At 69.5% G+C, this 24,977-nt stretch carries 26 protein-coding genes and 1 pseudogene; 16 read left to right on the top strand and 11 right to left on the bottom strand.

Features of this window, described 5'->3' with window-relative positions; all coding sequences use genetic code 11:
• The first annotated feature begins 20 nt into the window (after positions 1 to 20).
• A pseudogene (locus ERL55_RS04535) lies at positions 21 to 372 on the top strand (GFA family protein).
• Between the two features lie 18 nt (positions 373 to 390).
• Here ERL55_RS04535 and ERL55_RS04540 read toward each other — a convergent pair.
• On the bottom strand, positions 391 to 693 hold the full coding sequence (locus ERL55_RS04540) for a hypothetical protein (protein ID WP_129135369.1): 303 nt from the start codon (positions 691 to 693) through the stop codon (positions 391 to 393).
• An 85-nt stretch (positions 694 to 778) separates the two neighbouring features.
• Positions 779 to 1,693 (bottom strand): peptidylprolyl isomerase, encoded by a 915-nt coding sequence (locus tag ERL55_RS04545; protein ID WP_129135370.1) that lies wholly within the window; start codon positions 1,691 to 1,693, stop codon positions 779 to 781.
• Positions 1,694 to 1,827: 134 nt separating this feature from the next.
• On the opposite strand from ERL55_RS04545, the gene ERL55_RS04550 reads away from it, so the two are divergent.
• Together ERL55_RS04550 and ERL55_RS04555 are read left to right on the top strand one after the other, a co-directional pair.
• Positions 1,828 to 2,205, top strand: a complete 378-nt coding sequence (locus tag ERL55_RS04550) for a PadR family transcriptional regulator (RefSeq protein WP_129135371.1) — start codon at positions 1,828 to 1,830, stop codon at positions 2,203 to 2,205.
• Positions 2,202 to 3,110, top strand: a complete 909-nt coding sequence (locus ERL55_RS04555; RefSeq protein ID WP_129135372.1) for a sensor domain-containing protein — start codon at positions 2,202 to 2,204, stop codon at positions 3,108 to 3,110. The genes ERL55_RS04550 and ERL55_RS04555 overlap by 4 nt, the downstream gene beginning before the upstream one ends.
• A 159-nt stretch (positions 3,111 to 3,269) precedes the next feature.
• Here ERL55_RS04555 and phaZ read toward each other — a convergent pair whose 3' ends face one another.
• Positions 3,270 to 4,571, bottom strand: coding sequence for a polyhydroxyalkanoate depolymerase (gene phaZ, locus ERL55_RS04560; RefSeq protein WP_129135373.1), 1,302 nt, complete (start codon positions 4,569 to 4,571; stop codon positions 3,270 to 3,272).
• Positions 4,572 to 4,649: 78 nt separating this feature from the next.
• Positions 4,650 to 5,243, bottom strand: coding sequence for a class I SAM-dependent methyltransferase (locus ERL55_RS04565; RefSeq protein ID WP_129135374.1), 594 nt, complete (start codon positions 5,241 to 5,243; stop codon positions 4,650 to 4,652).
• A gap of 58 nt (positions 5,244 to 5,301) precedes the next feature.
• Here ERL55_RS04565 and ERL55_RS04570 point away from each other — a divergent pair, with 58 nt between their 5' ends.
• A complete protein-coding gene (locus ERL55_RS04570; protein ID WP_129135375.1) occupies positions 5,302 to 5,754 on the top strand; it encodes a CopD family protein in 453 nt (150 codons plus the stop codon).
• Between the two features lie 85 nt (positions 5,755 to 5,839).
• Positions 5,840 to 6,187, top strand: coding sequence for a hypothetical protein (locus ERL55_RS04575; protein ID WP_129135376.1), 348 nt, complete (start codon positions 5,840 to 5,842; stop codon positions 6,185 to 6,187).
• Positions 6,188 to 6,248: 61 nt separating this feature from the next.
• On the opposite strand, the gene ERL55_RS14900 is transcribed toward ERL55_RS04575, so the two are convergent.
• The 3 genes from ERL55_RS14900 to ERL55_RS04585 form a co-directional block, all read right to left on the bottom strand.
• Positions 6,249 to 6,395, bottom strand: coding sequence for a hypothetical protein (locus tag ERL55_RS14900; RefSeq protein ID WP_164972116.1), 147 nt, complete (start codon positions 6,393 to 6,395; stop codon positions 6,249 to 6,251).
• A gap of 130 nt (positions 6,396 to 6,525) precedes the next feature.
• Complete coding sequence (locus tag ERL55_RS04580) at positions 6,526 to 7,311, bottom strand: 3-hydroxybutyrate dehydrogenase (protein ID WP_129135377.1); 786 nt, start codon at positions 7,309 to 7,311, stop codon at positions 6,526 to 6,528.
• Positions 7,312 to 7,530: 219 nt separating this feature from the next.
• A complete protein-coding gene (locus ERL55_RS04585; RefSeq protein ID WP_129135378.1) occupies positions 7,531 to 9,225 on the bottom strand; it encodes an alkaline phosphatase in 1,695 nt (564 codons plus the stop codon).
• 134 nt (positions 9,226 to 9,359) lie between these two features.
• Between ERL55_RS04585 and ERL55_RS04590 the strand changes: the two genes are divergently transcribed.
• The 3 genes from ERL55_RS04590 (at position 9,360) to ERL55_RS04600 (ending at position 13,627) form a co-directional block, all read left to right on the top strand.
• The gene (locus ERL55_RS04590; protein WP_129137208.1) at positions 9,360 to 10,652 is read left to right on the top strand and encodes a dicarboxylate/amino acid:cation symporter; all 1,293 of its coding nucleotides are present in this window, start codon (positions 9,360 to 9,362) and stop codon (positions 10,650 to 10,652) included.
• Between the two features lie 79 nt (positions 10,653 to 10,731).
• Positions 10,732 to 12,153 (top strand): pitrilysin family protein, encoded by a 1,422-nt coding sequence (locus tag ERL55_RS04595; protein WP_129135379.1) that lies wholly within the window; start codon positions 10,732 to 10,734, stop codon positions 12,151 to 12,153.
• Between the two features lie 10 nt (positions 12,154 to 12,163).
• Positions 12,164 to 13,627, top strand: coding sequence for a pitrilysin family protein (locus ERL55_RS04600; RefSeq protein ID WP_129135380.1), 1,464 nt, complete (start codon positions 12,164 to 12,166; stop codon positions 13,625 to 13,627).
• A gap of 48 nt (positions 13,628 to 13,675) precedes the next feature.
• Here ERL55_RS04600 and ERL55_RS04605 read toward each other — a convergent pair whose 3' ends face one another.
• From ERL55_RS04605 to ERL55_RS04620, 4 genes are all read right to left on the bottom strand, one after another.
• A complete protein-coding gene (locus tag ERL55_RS04605) occupies positions 13,676 to 14,554 on the bottom strand; it encodes a bile acid:sodium symporter family protein (protein ID WP_129135381.1) in 879 nt (292 codons plus the stop codon).
• A 38-nt stretch (positions 14,555 to 14,592) separates the two neighbouring features.
• Complete coding sequence (locus tag ERL55_RS04610; RefSeq protein ID WP_129135382.1) at positions 14,593 to 15,012, bottom strand: hypothetical protein; 420 nt, start codon at positions 15,010 to 15,012, stop codon at positions 14,593 to 14,595.
• A gap of 131 nt (positions 15,013 to 15,143) precedes the next feature.
• On the bottom strand, positions 15,144 to 15,821 hold the full coding sequence (locus tag ERL55_RS04615) for a C40 family peptidase (protein ID WP_241685838.1): 678 nt from the start codon (positions 15,819 to 15,821) through the stop codon (positions 15,144 to 15,146).
• Positions 15,822 to 15,931: 110 nt separating this feature from the next.
• A complete protein-coding gene (locus tag ERL55_RS04620) occupies positions 15,932 to 16,495 on the bottom strand; it encodes a C40 family peptidase (RefSeq protein WP_129135383.1) in 564 nt (187 codons plus the stop codon).
• A gap of 104 nt (positions 16,496 to 16,599) precedes the next feature.
• On the opposite strand from ERL55_RS04620, the gene ERL55_RS04625 reads away from it, so the two are divergent.
• The 8 genes from ERL55_RS04625 (at position 16,600) to ERL55_RS04660 (ending at position 24,863) form a co-directional block, all read left to right on the top strand.
• Positions 16,600 to 17,082, top strand: coding sequence for a peptidylprolyl isomerase (locus ERL55_RS04625; protein WP_129135384.1), 483 nt, complete (start codon positions 16,600 to 16,602; stop codon positions 17,080 to 17,082).
• A gap of 121 nt (positions 17,083 to 17,203) precedes the next feature.
• Positions 17,204 to 18,391: a DUF418 domain-containing protein gene (locus ERL55_RS04630; RefSeq protein WP_164972117.1), complete on the top strand. Its 1,188-nt coding sequence runs from the start codon at positions 17,204 to 17,206 to the stop codon at positions 18,389 to 18,391.
• Positions 18,392 to 18,400: 9 nt separating this feature from the next.
• On the top strand, positions 18,401 to 19,648 hold the full coding sequence (locus tag ERL55_RS04635) for an FAD-dependent oxidoreductase (RefSeq protein ID WP_129135386.1): 1,248 nt from the start codon (positions 18,401 to 18,403) through the stop codon (positions 19,646 to 19,648).
• On the top strand, positions 19,645 to 21,024 hold the full coding sequence (gene gorA / locus ERL55_RS04640) for a glutathione-disulfide reductase (RefSeq protein WP_129135387.1): 1,380 nt from the start codon (positions 19,645 to 19,647) through the stop codon (positions 21,022 to 21,024). Before ERL55_RS04635 ends, gorA begins: the two co-directional genes overlap by 4 nt.
• Before the next feature lie 39 nt (positions 21,025 to 21,063).
• On the top strand, positions 21,064 to 21,849 hold the full coding sequence (gene hutG / locus ERL55_RS04645) for an N-formylglutamate deformylase (protein WP_129135388.1): 786 nt from the start codon (positions 21,064 to 21,066) through the stop codon (positions 21,847 to 21,849).
• A gap of 52 nt (positions 21,850 to 21,901) precedes the next feature.
• Positions 21,902 to 23,320 (top strand): multidrug transporter subunit MdtD, encoded by a 1,419-nt coding sequence (mdtD, locus tag ERL55_RS04650; protein ID WP_129135389.1) that lies wholly within the window; start codon positions 21,902 to 21,904, stop codon positions 23,318 to 23,320.
• Positions 23,321 to 23,470: 150 nt separating this feature from the next.
• On the top strand, positions 23,471 to 24,265 hold the full coding sequence (locus ERL55_RS04655; RefSeq protein ID WP_129135390.1) for an SDR family oxidoreductase: 795 nt from the start codon (positions 23,471 to 23,473) through the stop codon (positions 24,263 to 24,265).
• Positions 24,266 to 24,332: 67 nt separating this feature from the next.
• Positions 24,333 to 24,863, top strand: coding sequence for a cytochrome b (locus tag ERL55_RS04660; RefSeq protein WP_129135391.1), 531 nt, complete (start codon positions 24,333 to 24,335; stop codon positions 24,861 to 24,863).
• Positions 24,864 to 24,977 lie beyond the last annotated feature (114 nt).

Consider the following 24,977-nt stretch of genomic DNA (forward strand, 5'->3'; position numbering starts at 1 on the left):
CCCATCCCCGGTACGCCCCCATGCATTACACAGGCAGCTGCCATTGCGGACGCATCGCCTTCGCTCGACGCCGGCGAAGGCCTCGGCGAGGTCTATGACTGCAACTGTTCGATGTGCCGCCGGCGCGGCGGCCTGCTGGCGTTCTTTCCGCGCGAGGCGCTGGAGCTGACGACCGACCCCGGCGACCTCGGCACCTACCGTTTCAACAGGCGGCAGCTGCAGCATCACTTCTGCGCCACCTGCGGGATCGCGCCCTTCAGCGAGGGCACCGACCCGCAGGGCAATCCCACGGTTGCGGTCAACGTGCGCTGCCTGGACGGGGTCGACCCCGGCGCGCTCACCGTCGTGCAGGTCAACGGCGCGGAGTTCTGACCCCCGCGCCGCGGCGCATCAGCGGGTGTCTTCCTCGTCGTCCTCGAACTCGACGATCGCGCCCATCTGGTAGGCCAGCTCGGTCACCGCCTCGCGCACCTTGCGGGCGGTGGAATCGTTGGGCGCGTCGATCTCGATCTCGTGCATGTTCGGCCCGCGTTCCTCGGCAAGGCCGGCGGAACTGGAGTCGTCGTCATCCATGTGCGGCATGAGGTCTGCGATCTCCTCGACGTGTTCGATACCGTCCAGGCTCTGCAGCAGGTTCATGATGCCGCGGACGGTATCGTCCTCGCCGGTGATGCGGATGCGGAGCATGGGCATGGACGACAACTCTCTCGTTCGGGATGGATCGGCAGGCTAGGCACGCATCCGGGAAGGCCGCGTGAGGGCATTGCAGGCCTGCGGCTCAACCCTCCGGCGGCGTGCGCACCGGCACCGGCACGTTGCACAGATCGATGTGCCCGGCCGGATGCAGGTACCACGTGTCGCGGCGGTTGCGGCGCGATTCCACCACCGCATCGAACAACGGTGTATCCGTGCGCAGCACCTCGAGCGCGGTGCGTTCGGACTCCGGCACCTCCGACGCGAGGCGGATCGAACGGATCGGCGTCGCCTGCGACGGCTCCTCGTAGAAGCCCAGCGGTCCGCTGCCGCGCGGCAGCGCACTCAGCAGTTCCATGCCCTGCAGCACCCGGCCCACCTGGGTGATGTTGCGGTCGAGCTGGCGCGGGGCCTGGCCGATCACCACGTACAGCTCGGTGCCATTGCTTGAATCCGCGGCCGCGCCGCGGCCTGCGCCCAGCACGCCGTAGCAGTGCGCCATCCACGCCAGCCCCGCGGCCGGATCGCGTGCCGCCGGCATGCCGTCGACGAAGCCGGCCTCCGGCGCCCAGCCGTCCGGATCGGGCAGGCGGTGGAAGGCGAGCCCTTCGGCAGGACGTTCGAATTCCGCCGGCAGCTGCGCGCGCGCATCGCCCAGCGGCGGACCCGCGGCCTCGTCCTCGACATTGGCGCCGAACTGCACCACGAAGTTGTCGTGCGAGCGGTAGATGGTCTGCCCGTCCCAGAACCGCTGGCGGGCCAGCGTGCGGATGTTGTCGACGTGCTCGGGCGCGAAACGTGGCGCCAGCTCGACCACCACGCGGCCGGCCTCGAGGTCGATATAGAGCAGGTTGTCCGGGTCCGGCGTGCGCCAGTCCGCGGCCTGCGAGGCATCCAGCAGCGCCTGGGTGGTCGGCGGCGGCGGCGGGTCCGCCGCGAAGGCGGGTGCGAGCAGCAGGGCGGCGCACAGCGTGGACAGGCGCAGGACAGGTCGCGGCATCTTCGGAATCCCCTGGAACGGTGACCGTCGATTCTCGCCGCAACCGCGCCCGAGCGCGCGCCCCGGACTTCCGGCACATCCACTAGTGCGAAGTTGCCAATAGCATCGATCTCGACATAGCGAAGCCCCGTGCCATGACCAGCTACGAATCCGCCATCGACCTGCAGCTGCGCAAGTTCCAGAAGGAACTGAGCGCCGGCACGGTGTCGCTGGTGCTGCTGGCGGTACTGGCCACGGCGCCGGCGCCGATGTACGGCTACCAGATCGCCAAGCAGCTCGAAGGCGTGGATGGCGGGGCGCTGGCCGGCAAGCAGAGCGCGCTGTACCCGGTGCTGCGCAACCTCGAGGCGGCGGGGTTGCTGGCCAGCCATGTCGAGCCTTCGGTGTCGGGCCCGCCGCGTCGCTACTACCGCATCACCACCGCCGGGCGCGGGGTGCTGGGCCGCTGGATCACGGCCTGGACCGCCACCCGCGATTCCGTCGATTCCGTCCTCAAGGGAGTGCCCGAATGAACGCCAACCGGTTGCCGACGACGATCCCCGAATACCTCGAGCATCTCCGGCGCTCGCTGGCCGGGGCCGATCCCGCGCTGATCCAGGACGCGCTGTACGACGCCGAGGAATACCTGCGCTCCGAGCTTGCCGAGAACCCCGGCCGCAGCGAGGCCGAGGTGATCGCCGCCGTGGCCTCGAGCTACGGGGCGCCGGAGGAGGTCGCCGACATCTATCGCGACACCGAGGTCACTGTGCAGACCGCGCTGCGCGCACCGCCGCCGAAGTCCCGCGATTCGCTCCTCGGCCGGTTCTTCGGCGTGGCCGCCGATCCGCGCGCCTATGCATCGCTGTTCTACATGGTGCTGGCGCTGGCGACGGGCATCTTCTACTTCACCTGGGTGGTGACCGGGCTGTCGCTTTCCGCAGGCCTGGCGATCCTGATCATCGGCATCCCGTTCGTCATCCTGTTCTTCGGTTCGGTGCGGATCCTGTCGCTGGTGGAAGGCCGCATCGTCGAGGTGATGCTCGGCGAGCGCATGCCGCGGCGGCCGCTGTACAACGCACGCGGGCGCAGCATCCTGCAGCGCATCGGCGACATGTTCACCGACCCGCGCAGCTGGAGCACGCTGCTGTACATGCTGCTGATGCTGCCGCTGGGCGTCATCTACTTCACCATCGCGGTGACGCTGGGCAGCCTGTCGCTGACGATGCTGCTGTCGCCACTGGCCCTGCTGCCGGGCGTCGACTATGCGGTCTGGTTCTGGGGTGTCGATCTCGTCGAGGACGCCGCCTGGCTGCTGCCGCTGGTAGCGCTCGTCGGCGCACTGCTGCTGTTCGTCACCCTGCACCTGGCCCGCGCGATCGGCCGCATGCACGGCCTGCTGGCCAAGCACCTGCTGGTCAAGACGGCGCAGTACGCATGAGCAAGCGTCGTCTCCGCCCTTCTCCCGCTCGCGGGAGAAGGTGGCGCGTAGCGCCGGATGAGGGCGTCTTCGAGCCGCTGCACGCGCCTTCTGCCCGCACCGCGACCCTCTCCCCGTGAACCGGAGAGGGACTCATGCAGGCCGGTGACTGCAGCGCCGTCAGGTCGCGCCGGAGCGGGATGAATGCGCCGCCGGTGTCGTCGACGCAACCCGTTTGCCCGCGTAGCGCGCAATGAAGTCGCGCACCTGCGGATACACCCGGGTGCGCCAGCGGCGGCCGCTGAAGATCCCGTAATGGCCGGCGCCGTCGACGGTGATGTGTGCCCGATGCGCTTGCGGCACGCCGGTGCACAGCGTGTGCGCGGCGCGCGTCTGGCCGAGGCCGGAGATGTCGTCGAGCTCGCCCTCGATGGTCAGGATGGCGGTATCGCCGATCGCCGCCGGCGTCACCCGTTCGCCGCCCACGTCCCACTCCCCGCGCGGCAGCAGGTGCTGCTGGAACACGATGCGCACGGTGTCCAGGTAGTACTCGGCCGGCATGTCGAGCACCGCGTTGTATTCGTCGTAGAAGCGGCGGTGTGACTGCGCGTCGTCGAGGTCGCCCTTGACGAGGTTGCGGTAGAAATCCCAGTGCGACATGAAATGCCGTTCCGGGTTCATCGCCATGAAGCCGGAATGCTGCAGGAAGCCCGGGTAGACACGCCGGCCGCGGCCGGGATAGTTGGCCGGCACCTGGTGGATGAGGTTGTTCTCGAACCACCACAGCGGGCGCTGGGTGGCGAGGTTGTTGACCGAGGTCGGGGATTCGCGCGCATCGATCGGCCCGCCCATCAGCACCAGCGAGCGCGGCGTGGTTTCGCCGCGCGCGGCCATCAGCGACACCGCGGCCAGCACCGGCACCGTCGGCTGGCAGACGCTGATCACGTGCAGGTCGTCGGCGCCGATCAGGCGGATGAAGTCCTCGATGTAGGCGACGTAGTCATCCAGCGTGAACGCACCTTCCTCGCCCGGCACCATGCGCGCGTCGACCCAGTCGGTGATATAGACCTTGTGGTCGCGCAGCAGGGTGCGCACGGTGTCGCGCAGCAGGGTGGCATGGTGACCGGACAGCGGTGCCACCACCAGCACCGGCGGTTGGCCCTTCATCTCGCCGATGGCGCCGGCGTCGTCGCTGAAACGCTTGAAGCGCAACAGACGGCAGAACGGCCTGCGCGCGACCTCGCGCTCGACCACCGGGTACACGCTGCCGTCGACTTCCACCGAGTGGATGCCGAACTCCGGCTTCTCGTAATCCTTGGCGACGCGATGGAACAGCTCGCTGGCCGCCGACACCTGCTCGGCGCCGGGCAGCATCGCCAGCAGGCTGCCGGGTGCGGAAAAGGCCCGCGCATTGGCTTCCGCCCAGTAGGCATGCGGTGCCAGGAAGGCGCGGCCGAACTCGTGCAGCTGGTAAAGGAACATGGGCGGATCGCGCCTCGCAGGCGTCAGGATGCTGCGTCGCAGCATATCGGATGTACCTGCATTGCGCCTGTCCAGGGCTCAGTCGATGACTTCGAGCGCCGTGGCGCTGTCGGCAAGTGCCGGTGACAGCCAGCAATGCGAGCCCAGCGGGCGGAACCCGGCGGCCGCGAAACGCCGGCGGTAGAAGCCGGCCGGCCGGCGCAGGTAGCCGTCGTCGTCACCTTCGGCGTCGTCCTCCCGCGTGAACGTCTCCAGGAAGGCGATCCCGCCACAGAGGTCCGCCACGCCACCCAGCCCGCGATCGATCTCGCGCGCCGGCAGGTAATGCAACACGTCGCTGCACACCACCAGGTCAGCGGGCGGGCAGGGGCGCAGGTATTCGAAGTCGGCGAAGTGCGCCAGGTGGAGGTTGCGCCGGGCGCCGTAGCGTTCGACCGCATAGCTGCTGCTGTCGAAGCCGATGTAGCGCGCTTTCGGCCGCAGCTTCAGCAATGGTGCGCGCCATGCGCCTTCGCCGCAGCCGATGTCGAGCACGCTGCGCAGCGGGCGTTCCAGGTGGTATTCGGCAGTGGCCACGGCGAGCGCCACCTTGCGCATCAGGCGTTGCGTGCCGCCGATGCCGCCATTGCGGTACCAGCGGTCGAAGTAGGCACGGTCGTATGTCTTGTCCATGCCGGTACGATACCGGCACCGGGCACGGGCCCGAACGTCGTCGTAAAGGACACCGCGCATGCAAGCCTATTTCTGGGTCAAGACCTTCCACATCGTGTTCGTGGTTGCCTTCATGGCGGCGGCGTTCTACCTGCCGCGCATACTCGTCAACATTGCCGAGGCGGGCGCCGAATCCGCAGTGCGCGATCGCCTGGTGCTGATGGGCCGGCGGCTGTACCGCTTCGGCCATTCCATGTTCGGCTTCGCGTTCGTGCTGGGGCTGGTGCTGTGGCTGGGCTACCGCATGTTCGACGGTTTCCCGACGATGGTCGGGCCGGGCACCGGCTGGCTGCACGCCAAGTTGCTGCTGGTGGTGCTGCTGATGGTGCACTTCGTCATTGCCGGGCGCTGGCTCAAGGGCGCCGGGGCGGGGCGTGCCGTGCCGTCGTCGCGCGCGCTGCGCTGGTTCAACGAACTGCCGGTGCTGGGGTTGATCGTGGTGGTCTGGCTGGTGCTGGCCAAGCCGTTCTAGGCGTGTATTCACGAGGCATTAACATGTCGCTCTCGCATTATCCGATTGCGGCCGAAGGGGCGCAGCGTTTTCACGGAGGATGACGATGAGTAAGGTTCACACCTTGGTTGTGTCTGCCACATTGGCGGTCGCCTGCACGTTTTTAGCACCTGCGGTGAATGCAGCTCCTGGTTCACAAGATCTGGGGCGGATGATTCAGCAGTTAGAGAATAATGCTAACGCGCGCGGCATTCAGATTAGCGACATAAAAATCAGTCGGAATGTTAGTGCAGCGGATGTGGGACGCCAACAGTCGAGCTGTACCGCGACCGCTACTATCTCTATCCCGGGGGGTACCGGTGTGGAGTTGTCCGCGACCGCGCCCACGTGCGGAGAGGCAATTCGGATGCTGGAAGAGGCAATTAATCAGTACTTCTTCAGCCTGATTCGATAGCAAGCTGGGCTGCTGAGCAACGGAGGCGTTGTCGAAACCGACAGCGCCTTTTGATGTTCCGTTATGACACCGAACCCTTGGAGCGCTGGTCGGGCGTCTCTCTCATGCGGTTGCGGCGCAGCAGCCACACCATCGCCAGGATGACTGCCGCGGGGATCGCGACCAGCAACAGCAGAACGAGCCCATTCCAGGGGTCGAAACCTCCCATACCCAACTCCTCCCTCGTCTCGGGCCGTCAGCGAGCGGCGGGAGCGCCGGTCTGTCCGTGACGGGTCCACCCGCCCGATCCTAACCGGCTCGCGCCACGCGTGTTGTTGCACTGCCGCGAAGCGCGCCCGCTACTGCATGAACCAGCCGTGGCTCACGGTGATGCTCTGGCCGGTCAGTGCGTTGGTCTCGAACGCGGCCAGCATCAGCGCCACATTGGCGACATCGTCCACGGTGGTGAACTCGCCATCCACGGTGTCCTTGAGCATGATGTTCTTCACCACTTCGTCCTCGCTGATGCCGAGCTCGCGCGCCTGCTCGGGGATCTGTTTCTCCACCAGCGGCGTACGCACGAAGCCGGGGCAGATGACATTGGCGCGCACGCCGTATTCGGCGCCTTCCTTCGCTACCGTGCGTGCCAGCCCGAGCAGCCCGTGCTTGGCGGTGACGTAGGGCGCCTTGAGCTTCGATGCCAGGTGCGAGTGCACCGAGCCCATGTAGATGATCGCGCCGCCGTCGCGGCGCTTCTCCATGTCGCGCAGGCATTCGCGGGTGGTGAGGAAGGATCCGTCGAGATGGATCGCCAGCAGCTTCTTCCAGTCGGCGTAGCTGAAGTCGGTGATCCGGTTGACGATCTGGATGCCGGCATTGGCGACCAGCACGTCGACCCTGCCCCAGGCATCGACCACGCAGGCGATGCCGTCGACGACCTGCTGTTCATCGGTGACGTCCATCGCCACCGCCATCGCGTGGCCGCCGTCCGCGCGGATGCGCGCAGCGGCCGCTTCGGCACTGTCGTAGCGCAGATCGGCGATGGCGACCCTGCCGCCCGCCTGCGCATACACCTCGGCAATGCGTAGGCCTATGCCGCTGGCGGCGCCGGTGACCACGCAGACCTTGCCGTCGAGTCGGTTCATCGCATTCGCTCCTCACAGGTATGTGGCGAGGATAGCGAAGCGGCGTCCGGCAGCCTGTCGTACCAAAGGGCAGGACCTGGGGCCGCAGCCGGCCTCGCGAAGCGGCGGACCCGGCCGTCACTCCCGCGAAGGCGGGAGTCCGGGGATCGGCAGCCCGGCACCATCGTCAATGGATTTCCGCCAAGGGGAATGCCGGTTCACGGCCGATGCGTCACCCGCTCAATCCAGCCGCGCGCGCGGCCCGAACCCGAAGTCCGCCGGATCCGGCAGTACCACCGGCACGCCGTCGTCCGTGCACAGGCCCTGCGCGCACAGCCGCTCGCGCAGGCGCGGGGTGGCCTGCACCATGAAGTGGAACAGGACGTGCTGTTCGACGTTGCCACGCACCGCCTGCGCACCCGGGCCGCGCGCCCAGATGCCGACGTCCTCGCCGCCGTGGGTCTCGCTCGACAGCGGCAGCGTGGCTTCCTGCATGTAATCCGGATGCGTGGTGTCCACGTCGCTCAGGTCCGGGCGGCCATGCGCGGCCTCGAAGCCGCTGCCGACATGGAAGAAGGTCTTCGGGCCTTCGGCCTGCGCACCGCTGGCGCCGGTATAGCCGGGGCCGTTGGCATAACCCAGCGTGGTGTAGGGCAGGCCCAGTGCGTCGCGGGCGTAGCCGGTGGTTGCGTCCTCGCCGCTGCTGCCGACCACCTTGCCCAGGATCGGATTGCCGCGTGCCGGGTAGCCGGCAAAGGTGAGGGTATGGGCGTGGTCGGCGGTGACCAGGATCAGCGTATCCGCGGCGTCGGTGGCATCCACGGCTGCCTGCACCGCAGCCGCCAGCGCGATGGTGTCGGTAAGCGCGCGGTGCGCATTGCCGTAGTGGTGGGCATGGTCGATGCGGCCACCTTCCACCAGCAGGAAGTAGCCGTCGCCGGCGTCGCGCAGGCGGTCGATGGCTTCCGAGGTCAGTTCGGCCAGGCTGGGCTCGCCGGTGTCACCCGCGCGGTCGTGTTCGAAGTGCAGGTGGTCGTATTCGAACAGGCCCAGCACCGGGGTGCGCCCGCGCGCGGCCTCGAGCTGCTCCCGGTTCCAGACATAGGCGCCGCCGGGGTGGCGCGCCTGCCAGTCGGCAATCAGGTCGCGGCCGTCCAGGCGCAGGCCGACCTTGTCATCCCATTCCGGGTCGCGCTCGCCGGCGGGCATGAAATAGCGGCGGCCGCCGCCGAACACCACGTCGGGCCCGCGCCCCGGCATTTCCACGAGCTGGCGGGCGAGGTCCGTACAGCCGGCATCGATCGCATCCTGCGGCAGGTGCACGTCGCCTTCCCAGTTGCGGTCCGGCGAATGGCCGTAGGTGGCGGCGGGGGTGGCGTGGGTGATGCGGGTGGTGGTGACGATGCCGGTGGCCATGCCGGCACTCTCGGCGAGGTCGCGGATCGACAGCAGCGCATTGCCTGCAAGGTCGGTGCAGTCCGCGCGTGCACGCGCCTGGCCGACGCCGATGACGCCGGCGCGGGTCTTGGCGCCGGTGGCCATCGCGGTCATGGTGCCGGCGGAATCCGGCGTCTGCATGTCGGTGTTGTAGGTGCGTGCGAACGCGGTGTGCGGGAATGCCTCCCAGCTCAGCAACCGCTCCTCGCCCGGCGCGCCGTCGCGCTGTCCGGCAAGGATGCGCGCCGCCGCGACCGTGGTCAGGCTCATGCCGTCGCCCACGAACAGGATCACATTGCGCGCGCGGCCCTCCATCGCGCCGCGTTGCGCGGCCGCGGCGGCGCCACTGCGGAACCACCAGGCGGCGGTTTCGCCGTCCGGGCGGTCGATCGCCGGGACCGTCACCGGTGCAATCGGCGTCTCCGGGTGGGGCGCACGCTGCGGAGCGGCGCAGGCGGCCAGCAGGGCCGCCACGCAGAACAGTGGAATCTTGTGCATGGAATGGAACGACAACGCGGGGAAGCCGCCCATTATGCGCTTCAGTGTTGCAGCCAGACGACTGCACCATGGCAACTGCTCCGGTATCGTCGCCCCCTTGTCTGCTGTCGGGCACCGTGCCCGGGGTGCCCCGAATGTTGGACTGGTGGTTCCGTATCGCGTTCTGGAAGCGGGTGGCGGGCGGTTTCGTGCTCGGCGCCCTGGCCGGCTGGCTGCTCGGCCCGGCGGCCGAGACCTGGCTGCAGCCGCTGGGCACGCTGTACGTCAACCTGATCCGCATGATCGCGGTGCCGTTGGTGTTCTTCGCGGTGATGAATGCCGTGTCCGCGCTGCACGGGCAGCAGTCGATGGCGACCCTGGGGGGGCGCACCTTCGGCTGGTTCGCGGTGACCGCCACCATCGCGGTGGGCGTGGCGCTGGGGGCGGCGTTCCTGTTCAACCCCGGCGTCGGGGTGACGCTGACCGCGCCGGTCGACTACCAGCCGCGTGATGTCCCCACGCCGGTGCAGGTGCTGCTCGACATCGTGCCGACCAACCCGTTCGCGGCGCTGGCCGAAGGGCGCATCCTGCAGGTGATCTTCTTCGCCGGCCTGGTCGGCTTCGCGCTGGTGAAGCTGGGCGACCGCACCGAAGGCCTGCGCCGCCTGATCGGGCAGGCCAGTGACGTGATGATCCAGGTCACCCGCTTCGTGCTCGAGATCACCCCGATCGGCACCTTCGGCCTGATCGCGGGTCTGGTCGGCACCTACGGCTTCGAGCGCCTGCTGCCGCTGGGCAACTTCGTCATCGCGCTGTACGTGGCCTGCGCCTTCCACATCGTGGTGGTGTATGGCGGACTGCTGCTGACCCACGGGCTCAACCCGCTGAAGTTCTTCCGTGGCGCCGGGCCGGCGATGCAGGTGGCGTTCGTCAGTTCGTCGAGCTTCGCGGCGATGCCCGCGGCGATCCGTTCGGTCACCCACGGCCTCGGCGTGAACCGCGACTACGCCGCGTTCGCGGTGCCGCTGGGCGCCAGCATCAAGATGGATGGCTGCGGCGCGATCTACCCGACGCTGGCGGCGATCTTCGCCGCGCAGTACTACGGCATCGAGCTCAGCTTCGCCCAGTACGTGGCGATCCTGCTGGCCTCGGTGCTGGGGAGCTTCGGCACCGCTGGCGTGCCCGGCACCGCGGTGGTGATGGCGACCGTGGTGCTCAGTGCGGCCGGTTTGCCGCTGGAGGTGCTCGGCATCCTGCTCGCGATCGACCGCATCCTCGACATGATGCGCACGATGACCAACGTCACCGGGCAGATGCTGGTGCCGGTGCTGGTCGCGCGCGAGACCGGCCTGCTCGATCGCGAGGTCTACGAGCGTGCCGGCAGCAACCTCGGTATCGGCGGCGAGGACGCCGACGCGCCGGCCGTCCCCGTCGAGCGCAAGGGCTGACGGCTGCCGGATTCCGGCCACCGCAGGCCCCGCGCTATAGTCGGCGCTCGGGCCCTGGGGAGGGCCAGGGAGACGACGTATGCGTTGCAGAACAGTCCTGGGCGGCGCGCTCGCGCTGCTGGCATGGCTGGCGATCCCGGCTGCCGCACAGCAGCCTGACCGCTGGACGATGCCGATCCGCACCCACACCCTCGACAACGGGCTGACCGTGGTCGTGTCCGAGGACCGCAGCTCGCCGACCGTCGGCGTGAGCGTGGTCTACCACGTCGGCATGCGGCTGGAGCCGGAAAACCGCACCGGCTTCGCCCACCTGTTCGAGCACCTGATGTTCCAGGGCACGCCGGTTGCTCCCAAAGGAACCTTCGACCGCGTGATCCAGGGCGGCGGCGGCATGCTCAACGGCTCCACCCGGCCCGATTACACCAACTACATCGAGACCGCACCGGTGTCGGCGTTGAAGCCGATCCTGTGGCTGGAAGCGGACCGCATGAAGACGCTGGACTTCTCCCCGGCGAACCTGAAGAACCAGCAGGACGTGGTCAAGGAGGAGATCCGCGTCAACGTGCAGAACCAGCCCTACGGCCTGTTCTTCGTGTTCGACATGAACCGCCTGGCGTTCTCGAACTGGGCCAATGCCCACGACGGCTACGGCAGCTTCAAGGATCTCGAGGGCGCCACGCTGGCCGATGTCGAGGGCTTCCATCGCGACTACTACGGGCCCAACAACGCGGTCATCGGCATCGTCGGCGATGTGTCCGCCGACGAGGCGTTCGCGCTGGTGGAGGAGTATTTCGGTGGCATCCCGGCGCGGCCCACGCCCGACCGCCCGGACGTCTCCGAGCCGCTCAATACCGAAAGCCGGCGCGAGGCGCAGGCCGATGCGCTGGCGCAGGTGCCGGCGCTTGCGGTCGGCTGGAAGATGCCCGAGCGCGGCAGTGCCGACCATGCACCGATGGCGGTGCTGTCGCAGCTGCTGGCGGGCGGCGACGCCTCGCGGCTCTACCAGGGTCTGGTGAAGGGCCGCGAGCAGCTGATCAACCTCGACGGCGGCATGGGCTGGCCGCTGGGCCATGCCTGGGACTACGACGGTCCCACCCTGATGACGCTGTTCGCGCTGTACAAGCCGAACGTGGATCCGGACGCGGTGCTGGCGGCGATCGACGAGGAGATCGCGCGCATCGTCGCCGAGGGCGTGCCGGAAGACACGCTGGCCGCCGCCAAGACCAAGATGCTGGCCGACTACGTCAACGCGCTGGAGCCCTTCATCTCGCGCGCCGACGAGCTGGCCAAGGCGCAGCTGCTGTGGGGCGATGCGCAGACCCTCAACCGGGTGCCGGAATGGGTGCAGGCGGTGACCGTGGCTGAGGTGCAGCGCGTGGCACGCACCTATCTCACCGAAGGCAACCGCACCGTCATCGACCGCGTGCCGGCCGCGATGGCGCCCGCACGCGGCATCGCCGCGCCGGCCTCCGCGCCCGCCGCCGCCCCGACGCAGGACTGAGGACACCGCCATGGCTATCCACAACCGTTCCGCCCGTGGCGCCATCCTGCGCCCGCTCGCCCTTGCCCTCGGCGCCTGCCTGTTCGCCGGCGTGGCCCACGCACAGCAGCCTGGCACGGCTCCGGTGGCCGCGCCGCCGACCGAACTGCCCGCCGGGCTGCCCGACTACGACGCCGACCGCGCGCTGCCCGAGCTCGGCCTGATCGAGCATCGCCTCGACAACGGCCTGACCGTCTGGGTGCTGCCGCGCCAGGGCGGACTGCCCAAGGTCAACTACGTGCTCGCCGTGCGCGGCGGCCTCGCCAGCGACCCGGAAGGGTTGCCCGGCATGTCCAACCTGCTGGCAGGGCTGCTGCAGGAAGGCACCGCCACCCGCAGCTCGGTGCAGATCGCCGAGGAGCTGCAGCGGCTGGGCGCCTCGATGGGCGCCAGCGCCAGCAGCGACGGCCTGCTGGTCATGGCGTCGGGCCTGTCCTCGTCGGCGCAGCCGCTGGCGGACCTGTTCGCCGACGTGGTGCGCAATCCGGCGTTCCCGGCCAACGAGGTGCAGCTGGCGAAGACCAATGCACTGCAGTCGCTGAAGGCGATGGAAGCCCAGCCCGGCTACCAGGCCAACCGCGCCATGGGCCGGGTGCTGTTCGGCGACCATCCCTACGGCAATACGCTGCCGACCGAAGCCGGCATCACCGGCACCGACGTCACAGGCCTGCAGGCGGCGCACACGGCACGATTCCGTCCGGACCAGGCGCTGCTGGTGATCGCCGGTCCGGTGGACGGCGACCAGGCGCTGGCGCTGGCGCGCAGCGCGTTCGGCGACTGGAGCGGCGAGGGCGAGGCGATCGCCGCCGTGCCCGCGCCTGACTATCCGCAACAGGCGCAATTCGTGCTGGTCCCGCGCGCGGGCAGCGTGCAGTCGGCGGTGCGCATCGGCCGCCCCGCCTTCGATGCCGACGACGACCGTGCGATCCCTGCAGCGCTGGCCAACACCATCCTCGGTGGCGGCTTCGACAGCCGGCTGATGCGCAACCTGCGCGAGGACAAGGGCTACACCTACGGCGCCGGCAGCAGTTTCGGCCTGCGCGCGCAGGGTGGCGCGTTCCAGGCCCAGGCCGACGTGCGCAATGAAGTGACCGGTGCCGCGATCGGCGAATTCCTCAAGGAGTTCGAGGCGATGCGTACGTCGGCGGTGCAGGCCGACGAGCTGCAGCGTGCCAAGCGCTACACCGCCGGCACCTATCTGTTCCAGAACCAGCTGCAGGGCGCAGTGGCTTCGGCGCTGGCGTCGAACTGGGTGCTCGGCCGCCCTGTCGACTACCTGAGCAGCTACGTCGACCGCACCAGCCGGGTGACCGCCGCGCAGGTGCAGGCGGTCGCGCGCGAGTTCTTCGACCCGGCGCGTCAGAGCATCGTCGTCGTGGGTGATGCCGGTGTCGCCGACCAGCTCACTCCGTACGGCGACTTCAGCGCCGATTGACGGCGGTGCCATGCCGGCGGCGGGACACCGTCGCCGGCATCGCGGGATTCAGCCCGGCTGCGCCGCCATCTCCGCCGGGCGTCGCGCCGCCCACCCGGCGAAGGCCGCCGCGGTGAAGAACATCAGCAGACTGTAGACCGCTGCGGGCACCGACATCGTCGCGTTGCCGAGCACGTTGAGCGCGATGAAGATCGCGAGCGTGCCGTTGTGGATGCCGATTTCCATCGCGATGGCGATGGCCTGCCGCCGTGGCAGTTTCAGGCCGACCGGCGCGGCATAACCGATGCCCATGCTGGCGAGGTTGAACAGCAGGCAGGCCAGGCCGACCGCGGCGAACCAGGTGAGCAGGGTCTCCCAGGCCTGCGCCACGGCGGCGACGATCAGCAGCACCAGCACCAGCACCGAGAGCACGCGGATCGGCTTCTCCATGCGCGCGGCGAACGCCGGCGCGAGCGCGCGCACGGTCATGCCGATCGCCACCGGCAGGATGATGATCGCCGCCACCTCGATGATCTTCTGCACCGGCGGCGGCACGTACTGGCCTTCACCGAGGAAGAACCGCAACGAGAGGTCCAGGATCACCGGCAGCGTGACCAGGCACAGCACGCTGTTGATGGCGGTCAGGGTGATGTTGAGCGCGACATCACCACGGGCGAGATGGCTGTAGATGTTCGCGGTGGCGCCGCCGGGTGAGGCCGCCAGCAGCATCAGGCCCACCGCGAGTTCCGGCGGCAGGCGGAACAGCAGGGCCAGGCCGAGCGCGACCCAGGGCAGCACGCCGGTCTGCAGCAGCAGTCCGGTGACCACCGCCCGCGGGTAGCGCGCCACGCGGCGGAAGTCGTCGATGGTGAGCCCGAGGCCGAGGCCGAGCATGATCACGCCCAGCGCGAGTGGCAGCAGCAGCGTGGTGATCAGCGTGGATTGCATGTGGTTCCCCTCCCGGGAACGGTGAAGTGCTGTGGCGATCAGCGCCGCGGGTGAACAGGCCGGGTGCGGCGTGCCAGCAGGCCGCCCACCCAGGCCAGCGGCAATGGCAGCAACAGGCCGCCGGCGATCATCCAGGCCGGATGCGGCAGCGCCATCACGTTGAGGATCACGCCGCCAACGATGAGTGCACCCACCGCCAGCGCCGCCATGCTGGTCCGTGCCAGCGACAGGCGCGCCGCGACCCAGCCGCCCGCCAGCGCCGCCAGGCACCAGCCCAGCAGCACCAGTGCGAGCTTGGCCGGCGGCGCCTGTGCGACCAGCCGCGCGAGGTCCTCCTCGCCGGCGATGCGGGCGTCGAGTGGCAATGGAAACAGCCACGCACCCAGCGCTTCCATGGCCAGCATCAATGCGATGGCGACGACCAGGCCGGCCAGGATGGCGAGGACCGTGCGGATCATGGCGAGTTCTCCCCGGGCAGTCGGCGAGCATCGCTTCGCGCGCCGGGCCCGGGCAAGCCGCAGTGCAGCGTAGCGACGCGATCCAAAAAAAAAGGCCGCCCGGAGGCGGCCTGTACGAGGAGATGCGCTGGTCAGACGCCGGCGACGCGCCGGGCCTGCATGAACTTGCCGGCCCAGTAGCCGGTATCGAGTTCGGACACGGTGACGTCACGGCCGCTGCGCGGTGCGTGCAGGAAGCGGCCCTCGCCGACGTAGATGCCGACGTGGTCGATGCGGCCGCCGCGGCGGCTAAAGAACACCAGGTCACCGGCGTCGAGCTGGTCGCGGTTGACCCGCTGGCCGGAGTTGGCCATGTCGCGCGAGACGCGCGGAAGCTCGATACCCAGTGCGGTGCTGAAGACGTAGCTCACCAGCCCGCTGCAGTCGAAGCCGCGCTCGGGCGAGGTGCCGCCCCAACGGTACGGGGTCCCGAGCAGGGTCATCGCGCGCTGCAGCAGCACCTGCACGCCGCCGCGCGGCTGCGCCTTCGATTCCTGGCGCACCAGGTCGGCAGCGGCGATCAGCTGGTTGACGTCGGAGGCGAACAGCACCTCCGGGCCACCGGCGGGCAGCGGGTCGGCCAGCTGCTGGCTGACGGTGGCCACCATCGGCGACTGGTCCGCGGAGTCGCCTGCCAGGCCGGGCGCCGCGAGGGCAGGCAGAGCGAAGCCGGACAGCAGGCCGATGAGGATGAAAGAGGAAATCCGTCGGGCTCGACGGGGCGCGGTGGCGGCGGTTTGGCCTTGAAGCTGGGTTTTGGCTGTCGTCACGCGTCAAGTCAGGAATGTAGCGGTGGCGTGATGGTGCACGACGGGGCCGGGCTGTTTGTTAAGAGCCCGTCAATGAATGCGAGAGATTTCCTGAATGAATACGACTGGCGTCAAAGAATGCGACGTGCGCCCGAATAGTTGTCGCGCCAGTAATGGCCGTCGAGGTGATCGAGCCGGACGGTGCCGCCGCTGCTCGGCGCATGCACGAAGCGCCCCTCGCCGACGTAGATGCCGACATGGGTCACGTTTCCGCGGCTGCCGAAGAACACCAGGTCGCCGGACGCCAGGCGGCCCGGTTCGATGCGCGGCCCCTGCACCCCCGCCAGTTCACGCGACGAGCGTGGCAGGCGCAGGTCCAGCATGTCGCGGTAGACGTAGTTCACCAGGCCGCTGCAGTCGAAGCCGCCCTCCGGTGTGTTGCCGCCGAACCGGTAGGGCGTGCCCACCAGGCTGATCGCGCGGATCACCACCGAGTTGGCGGCTGCGGGATCGGACGGGGCGACCAGCGCGTAATGGCGCGAGGGCGAGGGCGCGGGGGCGGAGGCGGGGCGGACATCGCGGCCGCCACAGCCCGCCAGCAGCGACAGGATCGAGGCCGCGGTAGCCCAGGCCAGCAGCGAACGGGCGGCGCGGGTTGGCGTGGCGCGGCGGAAGCCGGGATAATCGTCGCTCATCGAGGCCGCATCTTGGCCGATCGGCGTGGCGATTTGAAGCCGCGGCGCCGTGTATCCCCGCCCTTCCATCCCACGCGGCACAGGCCGCGCCAGCAGGATCGCCCATGAAGATCGAGAAAGACCGTGTCGTCCGCTTCCATTACACCGTCGCCGAGGCCGGCCAGGAACCGGTGGAGAGCTCGCGCGACCGCGGCGAGCCGCTGGCGATCCTGTTCGGCCACGGCAACATCATTCCGGGCCTGGAGAAGGCCATGGACGGGCGCGAGACCGGCGACAGCTTCAAGGCCGACGTCAAGGCGGAAGATGCCTACGGCGAGCGGCGCGAAGGGCTGACCCAGCGCGTGCCCAAGAAGCACTTCGGCAACCAGCGCCTGACCGCCGGCATGCAGGTGGTGCTCAACACCAACTTCGGCCCGCGCGCGGTCACCGTGCAGAAGATCGGCATGAGCGTGGTCGATGTCGACCTCAACCACCCGATGGCCGGCAAGGACCTGCAGTTCGACATCGAGATCGTCGAAGTGCGCGAGGCTTCGGCCGAAGAGGTCGAGCACGGCCACGTGCACGGCGACGGTGGCCACCACCACTGAGGCGTCGCCGCCACGCAGCGTTTTCAAGAAGGGCCCGCCAGTGCGGGCCCTTCGTATGTGCGGGTGGGCTTGCCGGCACCGCGGTGCTCCGGCAAGGTCGCCGCTCGGCCGGGGAGATCACATGACGCAATGGGCGCCAATCGACGAGCGCGCGCGGATCGGCGTGCTCGATGCGCTGCGCGCGCTGGCCCTGCTGGGCATCTTCGTGGTCAACCTGGAGACGTTCAACCGGCCGTGGGACACGCTGGCCGATGGCATGCGCGAGGGGCTGGCGGGTGCGGACGTGGCCGTGGCGTGGTGCATCCAGGTCCTGGTGACGGGCAAGGCCTGGCTGCTGTTTTCGCTGCTGTTCGGCATCGGCTTCGCGCTCGTGCAGCAGCGTGGGGTCTCCGACGCGGTGTGGAAGCGCCGGACCTGGATCCTGCTGGTGATCGGCCTGCTGCATGGCGTGCTGCTGTGGCCGGGCGACATCCTGCGCACCTACGCGCTGGCGGCGTTCCTGCTGCTTGCGTTGCGTGGGCTGCCGCCGCCCCGCCAGCGCGACCTCGGGCTGATGCTGTATCTCGGCATCTGGGCGATGTTCGCCGCGCTGATGGCATTGGCCGGCGACATCGAGCTGCCCGCCGACGACGCTGCGGCCATCGCGGGCCGGGTGTATGCCGAGGGCGGTTGGGTGGCGGTGACGGCGCAGCGCCTGCGCGACCTGTCGACGATGCTGGGCTCCGACCTGATGTCGGTGCCGGCGGCGCTGGGCATGTTCCTGATCGGCGGGTGGCTGCTGCGCAGCGGGCGCATCCGTGATGCCGACGCCCATCTTCGCTGGCACCGGTTGATGGCAGGGGCCGCGCTGCCCGCCGGGCTGCTGGCGTCGGTGGCGATCGTTTCGACGGTCGGCCTCAACGTGACCCAGGCCGGCGGGTTCGACCGCTGGATGCTGGCGCTTGCGCTGCTGCAGGTTGCCGCGCTGCCGACGGCGCTGGGCATGCTGTCGCTGGTGGTGCTGGCCTGGCGCAGGCCGCGCTGGCGCGGCGCGCTCGATCGGCTGGCGCCGGCCGGGCGGATGGCGCTCACGCACTACCTCATGCAGTCGCTGGTCGCCTCCACGCTGTTCTATGGCTACGGCCTCGGGCAGTTCGGCCAGTGGGGCCCGGCGATGCTGCTGGCGCTGGCGGTCGTGGTGTTCGCGCTGCAGGTGCTGGCGAGCCACTGGTGGCTTGCGCGATTCCGTTTCGGGCCGGTCGAGTGGCTATGGCGCTGGTGGACCTATGGCCATCGTCCGCCGCTGCGGCGCATGCCGGTCGACGCGTAGACTTGTGCGATGGAACGAAGCGACGACGTACTGATCGTGGGCGGTGGCGTGGTGGGCCTTGCCTGCGCGCTGTCACTGCTGGAAGCCGGCCGCGGCGTGCGCATCCTGGAGGCCGGCAGCGTCGGCTGCGGCAGCTCGCACGGCAACTGCGGCACCATCACCCCCAGCCACGCCGCGCCGCTGGCGGCCCCGGGCGCGGTGGGCAAGGCGCTGGGGTGGATGTTCACGCCGGACGCGCCGTTCTACGTGAAGCCGCGGCTCGACCCGGTGCTGTGGCGCTGGATGCTGGGCTTCGCCTGGCGCTGCAATCCCAACGACTGGCGCCGCGCCATGGCCGCACGCGCCGGCATGCTGCAGGCATCGCGGCAGGCGCTTGAGGAGTGGATGGCGCGGTTCGGCCTGGACTGCGAGTTCGAGGCCTCGGGTGTCGATTATGTCTACCGCAGCGAGCGCGACCTGCTGGCCTTCGAGCACGAGGCCGGCGACCTGCGTGCGCTCGGCATCGACGTCGACATCATTGACGGGCCGACCTACCTGCGCGGCGAGCCGGCCTTGCGCGAGGGCGTGGCCGGGGTGGTGCGCTTCCCGGGCGATGCGCGCCTGCGCCCGGACCGTTATGTCGCCGAACTGGCGCGCGTGGTGCGCGCCGCCGGTGGCGTCATCGAGGAGAACTGCGCGGTGCAGGCGATCAACCCGGATGCCAATGGGGTGGCCGTCAGCACCGCGCGCGGCGGCTTCCACGGGCAGGACCTCGTGCTCGCCGCCGGCTCGTGGTCGCCTGCGGTCGGCCGCTCGCTCGGGCTGCGGATCCCGGTGCAGCCCGGCAAGGGTTATTCGATCACCTACACCCGACCTGCGCTGGCGCCGAAGCGGCCGATCGTGCTCAAGGAACGCAGCGTCTGCGTGACCGTGTGGGACAGCGGCTATCGCCTCGGCAGCACCATGGAGTTCTCCGGCTACGACACCAGCCTCAACCGTCGCCGACTGGATGCGCTCGAGCGCGGCGCGGCCGAATATCTGCACGAGCCGGTCGGCCCGCAGAAACTGGAGGAGTGGTACGGCTGGCGCCCACTGTCGATCGACGACATGCCACTGATCGGGCGTTCCCCCGCGCATCGGCAGATCTGGCTGGCCACCGGCCACGGCATGCTCGGCGTCAGCATGAGCGCGGCGACCGGGCGGCTGATCGCCGAACTGGTCACCGGTGGCGAACCACACCTGGATCCGAAGCCGTTCGACCCGGCGCGGTTCGGATGAGCGCGCGCGACCCGCTGGGCTTCGACCTCGTCGTCATCGGGGGTGGCTCCGGCGGGCTGGCCGGGGCGTTCCGCGCGGCCGCGCTGGGTGCGCGCGTGGCGCTGCTGGAGCCTTCGGAGCTCGGCGGCACCTGCGTCAACGCCGGTTGCGTACCCAAGAAGGCGATGTGGCTGGCCGCCGAGCTCGCCAACCGTATCGACCAGGCCGCCGATCTCGGCTTCGACGTGCCACCGCGGCCGGCGTTCGCCTGGCGCGAGTTCATGACCGACCGCCAGCGCTATATCGCCGGCATCCATGCCAGTTACCGGCGGCGGCTCGACGAGGCGGGCATCGTGTGGATGCCGCAGCGCGGCCGGTTGCTCGACGCACGCACGGTCGAGACCGGCGACGGCGTGCGGCTCGAGGCGCGCCACGTGCTGGTCGCCACCGGTTCGTATCCGGTGCGCCCGGACGTCCCCGGCGCGGAACTCGGGGTGGTTTCCGACGATTTCTTCCACTGGACCGAGGCACCGCGCCGCGTGGCCCTGGTCGGTGGTGGCTACATCTCGGTGGAACTGGCCGCGGTGCTGCAGGCGCTGGGCAGCAGTGTGGACATCCACGCACGCTCGTCGCGGCTGCTGACGTCGTCGGACGCCGGAATCATCGAACAGCTGCAGGAGCACTACCGGCACCTCGGCATCGGGCTGCATCTGGATGCGGAAACGGCCGCCCTCGAGCGCGACGGCGACGGCATCGTCGTGCGTCGCGGTGACGGCACGCGCAGCGGACCGTACGACAAGGTGCTGTTCGCCATCGGCCGCCGCGCGTGCACGGGCGGGCTTGGACTGGAGGCTGCCGGCGTGCGCCTCGACGACCGTGGCAGCATCGAGGTCGATGACGCGCAGGACACCAGTGCCGAAGGCGTACACGCCGTGGGCGACGTCACCGGCAGGGTCGCGCTGACGCCGGTGGCGATCGCCGCTGCGCGCCGGCTGATGGACCGCCTGTTCGGCGGTCAGAAGGATGCCAGGCTCGACTACCGCAATATCCCGACGGTGGTGTTCTCGCATCCGCCGATGGGTGCGGTCGGGCTGACCGAGGCGCAGGCGCGCGAGGCGCATGGCGATGCCGTGCGGGTCTACCGCACGAAATTCCGGCCGATGCTGCAGGCGCTGGCCGACAGCCCGCTGTGCAGCCTGTTCAAACTGGTCTGCGTGGCGGACGGCGAGGCCCCCGCGCAGCAGCGCGTGGTCGGCATCCACCTGCTGGGCGATGCGGCCGACGAGATCCTGCAGGGCTTCGCGGTGGCGCTGAAGATGGGCGCGACGCTTGCCGACCTGCATGACACGGTGGCGCTGCATCCCACCAGCGCCGAGGAACTCGTGCTGCTGCGCTGAGCGCTGCGGAAGCGGGCCGTGCTCGCCTACACTCGGGCGATGGACCACGACATCTTCCATCTGCACCGCGGTGATGCGCCTCTGCTGGTCAGCATTCCGCACAACGGCACGCGCGTGCCGGAGGCGATCGCCGCACGGCTCACACCCGAAGCCCGGCAGGTGCCGGATACCGACTGGCACGTCGAACGCCTGTACGCGTTCGCCCGCGAGCTGGGGGCGTCGATCCTGGTGCCGGTGCATTCGCGCTATGTCATCGACCTCAACCGCTCCGAGGGCGACACCTCGCTGTATCCCGGCCAGAACACCACCGGCCTGTGCCCGGTGCGGCGCTTCGATGGCGGCCCGGTCTACCTGCCGGGGCAGGAGCCGACGCCCGACGAGATCGCCGCGCGGGTCGAGACCTGGTGGCGGCCCTATCACGACGCGCTGGCCGGTGAACTCCAGCGGCTGCATGCCGCCCATGGCCGGGCGGTGCTGTGGGAAGCGCATTCGATCCGCGGCACCCTGCCGTGGCTGTTCGACGGCCGCCTGCCGGACCTCAACCTCGGCACTGCCAACGGCGCGAGCTGCTCGGCGACGTTGCAGGGGCGGCTCGACGCGGTGCTTGCCGCACAGCACGACTACGACGTCGCCGTGAACGGCCGCTTCAAGGGCGGCCATATCACCCGCCACTACGGGCGACCGCAGGCCGGGGTCGACGCGGTGCAGCTGGAGATCAGCCAGCGCTGCTACATGGACGAGGCCACGTTCGAGTGGGACGCCGCGCGTGCGGCGCGCCTGCAGCCGCTGCTGCGCGGGCTGTTGTCGGCCGCGTTGCATCCGTAGCCCGCGATCGCGTTAACACGCGGCGCACGCGGCCGTCGCCATCCTTCGCGCGATGACCGATTCCGAGACCCTGCGCGTCCACAAGCCGATGCTGTGGCTGGTGGCCGCGGCGGTGTTCATGCAGATGCTGGACACCACCATCGTCAATACCGCGCTGCCGTCGATGGCGGCCGATCTCGGCCAGTCCCCGCTGCGCATGCAGGCGGTGGTGGTGGCCTATGCGCTGACCGTGGCGACGCTGATTCCCGCGTCGGGCTGGCTGGCCGATCGCTTCGGCACCCGACGCCTGTTCCTGATCGCCATCGTGGTGTTCACCCTCGGCTCGCTGGCCTGCGCGCTGGCGCAGAGCCTGGACACGCTGGTCGCCGCGCGCGTGCTGCAGGGCGTTGGCGGTTCGATGCTGTTGCCGGTGGGGCGGCTGGCAGTGCTGCGTTCGGTGCCGCGGCAGGATTTCCTCGCCGCGATGACCTTCGTCACCGTGCCGGGGCTGATGGGCCCGCTGATCGGGCCGTCGCTGGGCGGCTGGCTGGTGCAGGTGGCCTCATGGCACTGGATCTTCCTGATCAACCTGCCGCTGGGCGTCGCCGGCGCGTTCGCGGCCATGCGGTTGATGCCCGACCTGCGCGCGCCGGTCGCGCGCTTCGATGGCATCGGCTACGGCCTGCTGGCGTTCGGCATGATCGCGGTGTCGGTGTCCGTCGATGCGCTGGCCGGCGAAACGCCACGGCGGGGTGCGATCGTGGTGCTGCTGGTATCAGGGCTGGTCGCGCTGGTCGCCTACTGGCTGCATGCCGCGCGGGCGAAGGCGCCGCTGTTTCCGCTGGCGCTGTTCCGCGTGCGCACCTATGCGGTGGGCGTGATCGGCAACCTGTTCTCGCGGCTGGGCAGCGGCGGCATGCCGTACCTGATCCCGCTGCTGTTGCAGGTGGCGCTCGGCTACCCGCCGGCGCAGGCCGGCATGATGATGATCCCGGTAGTGCTTGCAGGCATGTCGTCCAAGCGCATCGTGGTGCCGCTGGTGCATCGCTTCGGCTACCGCAGGGTGCTGGTGGTCAACACTGTGCTGACCGGCGCGGCGATGGCGAGCTTCGGGTTCATCGGCCCGGCGCAGCCGCTGTGGCTGCTGATCGTGCAGTTCGCCTGCTTCGGTGCGGTCAATTCGCTGCAGTTCACCGCGATGAACACCCTGACGCTGCGTGATCTCGGCGGCGAGCAGGCCAGCGCCGGCAACAGTCTGCTGTCGATGGTGATGATGCTGGCGATGAGCCTCGGTGTGGCCACCGCCGGCGGCCTGCTGGCGGCGTTCTCGGCCGATGCCGGCGCGCAGGCCAGCGAGCCGGTGCTGGCGGCATTCCGCTGGACCTTCATCTGCATCGGCGCGGTGACCGCGGCGTCCGCGGCGATCTTCGCGCAGATCGGCAACACCCGGCGCATCCCCGACCGGGTTGTGGAAACCACCGAGCAGCGTTGATCGCGAACCGCGGGGCGTACCCGTCCGGCCCGGGTGGGAATGCGCGTTCCAGGACACGTGCTTCCGCGTCGGGCTCGGCGTCGCCATATCTGGCTCACGGGTACGAGGCCGTCCGTCCGCATCCGCCCCGGCCGCCCACAGGAGCTGCACATGAAGATCGATCTGTCAGGAAAATCCGCCATCGTCACCGGGTCCACCGGCGGTATCGGCCTTGCCATCGCGACCGGCCTTGCCGGGGCGGGGGCGTGCGTGACCGTCGTGGGCCGCGACCAGCAGCGCGTGGACGCGGCGCTGGCGAAGCTTCGCGCTGACGCCGATGGCGCCGATGCCGGCGGCGTGGTGGCCGACGTCGGCAGAGCCTCCGGCTGCGACGCGCTGATCGCCGCGCGGCCGGATGCCGACATCCTCGTCAACAACCTCGGCATCTATGGCGCGCACGAATTCTTCGATATCGACGATGCGTTGTGGAGCCGGTTCCACGAAGTCAACGTGATGAGTGGCGTGCGCCTGTCGCGGCATTACGCGCGGGGCATGCGCGATCGCGGCTGGGGCCGGATCCAGTTCATTTCCAGCGAGTCTGCCCTCAATATCCCGGCCGAAATGATTCATTACGGGGTGACCAAGGCCGCCGTACAGGGGCTGTCGCGAGGACTGGCCAAGGTGTTGGCCGGCACTGGCGTCACCGTCAACACCATCCTGCCCGGGCCGACCCGCACCGCCGGGGCCGCGGAGATGATGGCGACGCTGGCTGCCGAACGCGGTGTCGACGAGGGAGCAATGGAAGCGCTGTTCCTCGCCGAGAACCGTCCGTCGACACTGTTGCGTCGCTTCGCCAGCCCGGAGGAAGTCGCGGCGATGAGCGTGTACGCCGCATCGCCGCAGGCCAGCGCGACCACGGGTGCGGCCCTGCGCGTGGAGGGCGGCATCGTCGAGAGCATCGCCTGACCGCGGAGCCACGGCGGTCATCGCGGGATTGCGGGATGATGGGGCCTTCCACACCGGGAGGGTCCACATGAAGAGCGATACCCCGCAACGTTACGGCACGCTGTCGCGGCTGTTCCACTGGGCGATCGCAGTCCTGGTGTTCTGGCAGGCGTTGAAGATCTTCGACCGCATCGATGACGGCGAGCACTGGGTGGGGCAGACGCTGGTGCCCTGGCATATTTCGATCGGCGTGCTGGTCCTGCTGCTCGTGGTGCCGCGCATCGCGTGGGCGCTGCGCAACCAGGGCAATCGCCCGCCGGGGCCGCAGCCGGCCTGGCTCGGTTTCCTCGCCAAGGCCGGTCATGTCGCCCTGTACGCGGCGCTCGTGCTGATGCCGGTGACCGGCATCAGCATCATGATCGGCAACGGCTACGGGCTGGCCGTGTTCGGCATGGAGCTGGTGGCCGGCGGCGGCGAGATCCCATGGCTCGCTACATTCGGCGGCACGCTGCACTCACCGGTCGCGTGGTTGCTGCTGGCGATGATCGCCGGCCATGTGGTGATGGCGCTGTGGCACCACTTCGTCCGCCGGGATGGCGTGCTGCGACGGATGCTCTAGATCGTGGGACCACCAGCAGGCCGGTGATCCCCTGGCAGCCCCGATGCCGGCGCCCAGGCCTCCGGCGTCGCCAGGTCGTCCCATGACGTTCCGCCGCCGTGCGGTGCGGGCCGT

The sequence above is a fragment of the Luteimonas sp. YGD11-2 genome (assembly GCF_004118975.1).
In the GTDB taxonomy this organism is placed as follows: Bacteria; Pseudomonadota; Gammaproteobacteria; order Xanthomonadales; family Xanthomonadaceae; genus Luteimonas; species Luteimonas muca.

Coding starts and splice junctions, on each gene's coding strand:
- ERL55_RS04630 (WP_164972117.1), top strand. CDS start 17,204: ATGACGCAATGGGCGCCAATCGACGAGCGCGCGCGGATCGGCGTGCTC.
- ERL55_RS04550 (WP_129135371.1), top strand. CDS start 1,828: ATGACCAGCTACGAATCCGCCATCGACCTGCAGCTGCGCAAGTTCCAG.
- ERL55_RS04540 (WP_129135369.1), bottom strand. CDS start 693: ATGCCCATGCTCCGCATCCGCATCACCGGCGAGGACGATACCGTCCGC.
- ERL55_RS04610 (WP_129135382.1), bottom strand. CDS start 15,012: ATGATCCGCACGGTCCTCGCCATCCTGGCCGGCCTGGTCGTCGCCATC.
- phaZ (WP_129135373.1), bottom strand. CDS start 4,571: ATGTTCCTTTACCAGCTGCACGAGTTCGGCCGCGCCTTCCTGGCACCG.
- ERL55_RS04625 (WP_129135384.1), top strand. CDS start 16,600: ATGAAGATCGAGAAAGACCGTGTCGTCCGCTTCCATTACACCGTCGCC.
- ERL55_RS04570 (WP_129135375.1), top strand. CDS start 5,302: ATGCAAGCCTATTTCTGGGTCAAGACCTTCCACATCGTGTTCGTGGTT.
- ERL55_RS04580 (WP_129135377.1), bottom strand. CDS start 7,311: ATGAACCGACTCGACGGCAAGGTCTGCGTGGTCACCGGCGCCGCCAGC.
- ERL55_RS04655 (WP_129135390.1), top strand. CDS start 23,471: ATGAAGATCGATCTGTCAGGAAAATCCGCCATCGTCACCGGGTCCACC.
- gorA (WP_129135387.1), top strand. CDS start 19,645: ATGAGCGCGCGCGACCCGCTGGGCTTCGACCTCGTCGTCATCGGGGGT.
- ERL55_RS04595 (WP_129135379.1), top strand. CDS start 10,732: ATGCGTTGCAGAACAGTCCTGGGCGGCGCGCTCGCGCTGCTGGCATGG.
- mdtD (WP_129135389.1), top strand. CDS start 21,902: ATGACCGATTCCGAGACCCTGCGCGTCCACAAGCCGATGCTGTGGCTG.
- ERL55_RS04605 (WP_129135381.1), bottom strand. CDS start 14,554: ATGCAATCCACGCTGATCACCACGCTGCTGCTGCCACTCGCGCTGGGC.
- ERL55_RS14900 (WP_164972116.1), bottom strand. CDS start 6,395: ATGGGAGGTTTCGACCCCTGGAATGGGCTCGTTCTGCTGTTGCTGGTC.
- hutG (WP_129135388.1), top strand. CDS start 21,064: ATGGACCACGACATCTTCCATCTGCACCGCGGTGATGCGCCTCTGCTG.
- ERL55_RS04600 (WP_129135380.1), top strand. CDS start 12,164: ATGGCTATCCACAACCGTTCCGCCCGTGGCGCCATCCTGCGCCCGCTC.
- ERL55_RS04585 (WP_129135378.1), bottom strand. CDS start 9,225: ATGCACAAGATTCCACTGTTCTGCGTGGCGGCCCTGCTGGCCGCCTGC.
- ERL55_RS04555 (WP_129135372.1), top strand. CDS start 2,202: ATGAACGCCAACCGGTTGCCGACGACGATCCCCGAATACCTCGAGCAT.
- ERL55_RS04545 (WP_129135370.1), bottom strand. CDS start 1,693: ATGCCGCGACCTGTCCTGCGCCTGTCCACGCTGTGCGCCGCCCTGCTG.
- ERL55_RS04635 (WP_129135386.1), top strand. CDS start 18,401: ATGGAACGAAGCGACGACGTACTGATCGTGGGCGGTGGCGTGGTGGGC.
- ERL55_RS04590 (WP_129137208.1), top strand. CDS start 9,360: ATGTTGGACTGGTGGTTCCGTATCGCGTTCTGGAAGCGGGTGGCGGGC.
- ERL55_RS04565 (WP_129135374.1), bottom strand. CDS start 5,243: ATGGACAAGACATACGACCGTGCCTACTTCGACCGCTGGTACCGCAAT.
- ERL55_RS04660 (WP_129135391.1), top strand. CDS start 24,333: ATGAAGAGCGATACCCCGCAACGTTACGGCACGCTGTCGCGGCTGTTC.
- ERL55_RS04575 (WP_129135376.1), top strand. CDS start 5,840: ATGAGTAAGGTTCACACCTTGGTTGTGTCTGCCACATTGGCGGTCGCC.
- ERL55_RS04620 (WP_129135383.1), bottom strand. CDS start 16,495: ATGAGCGACGATTATCCCGGCTTCCGCCGCGCCACGCCAACCCGCGCC.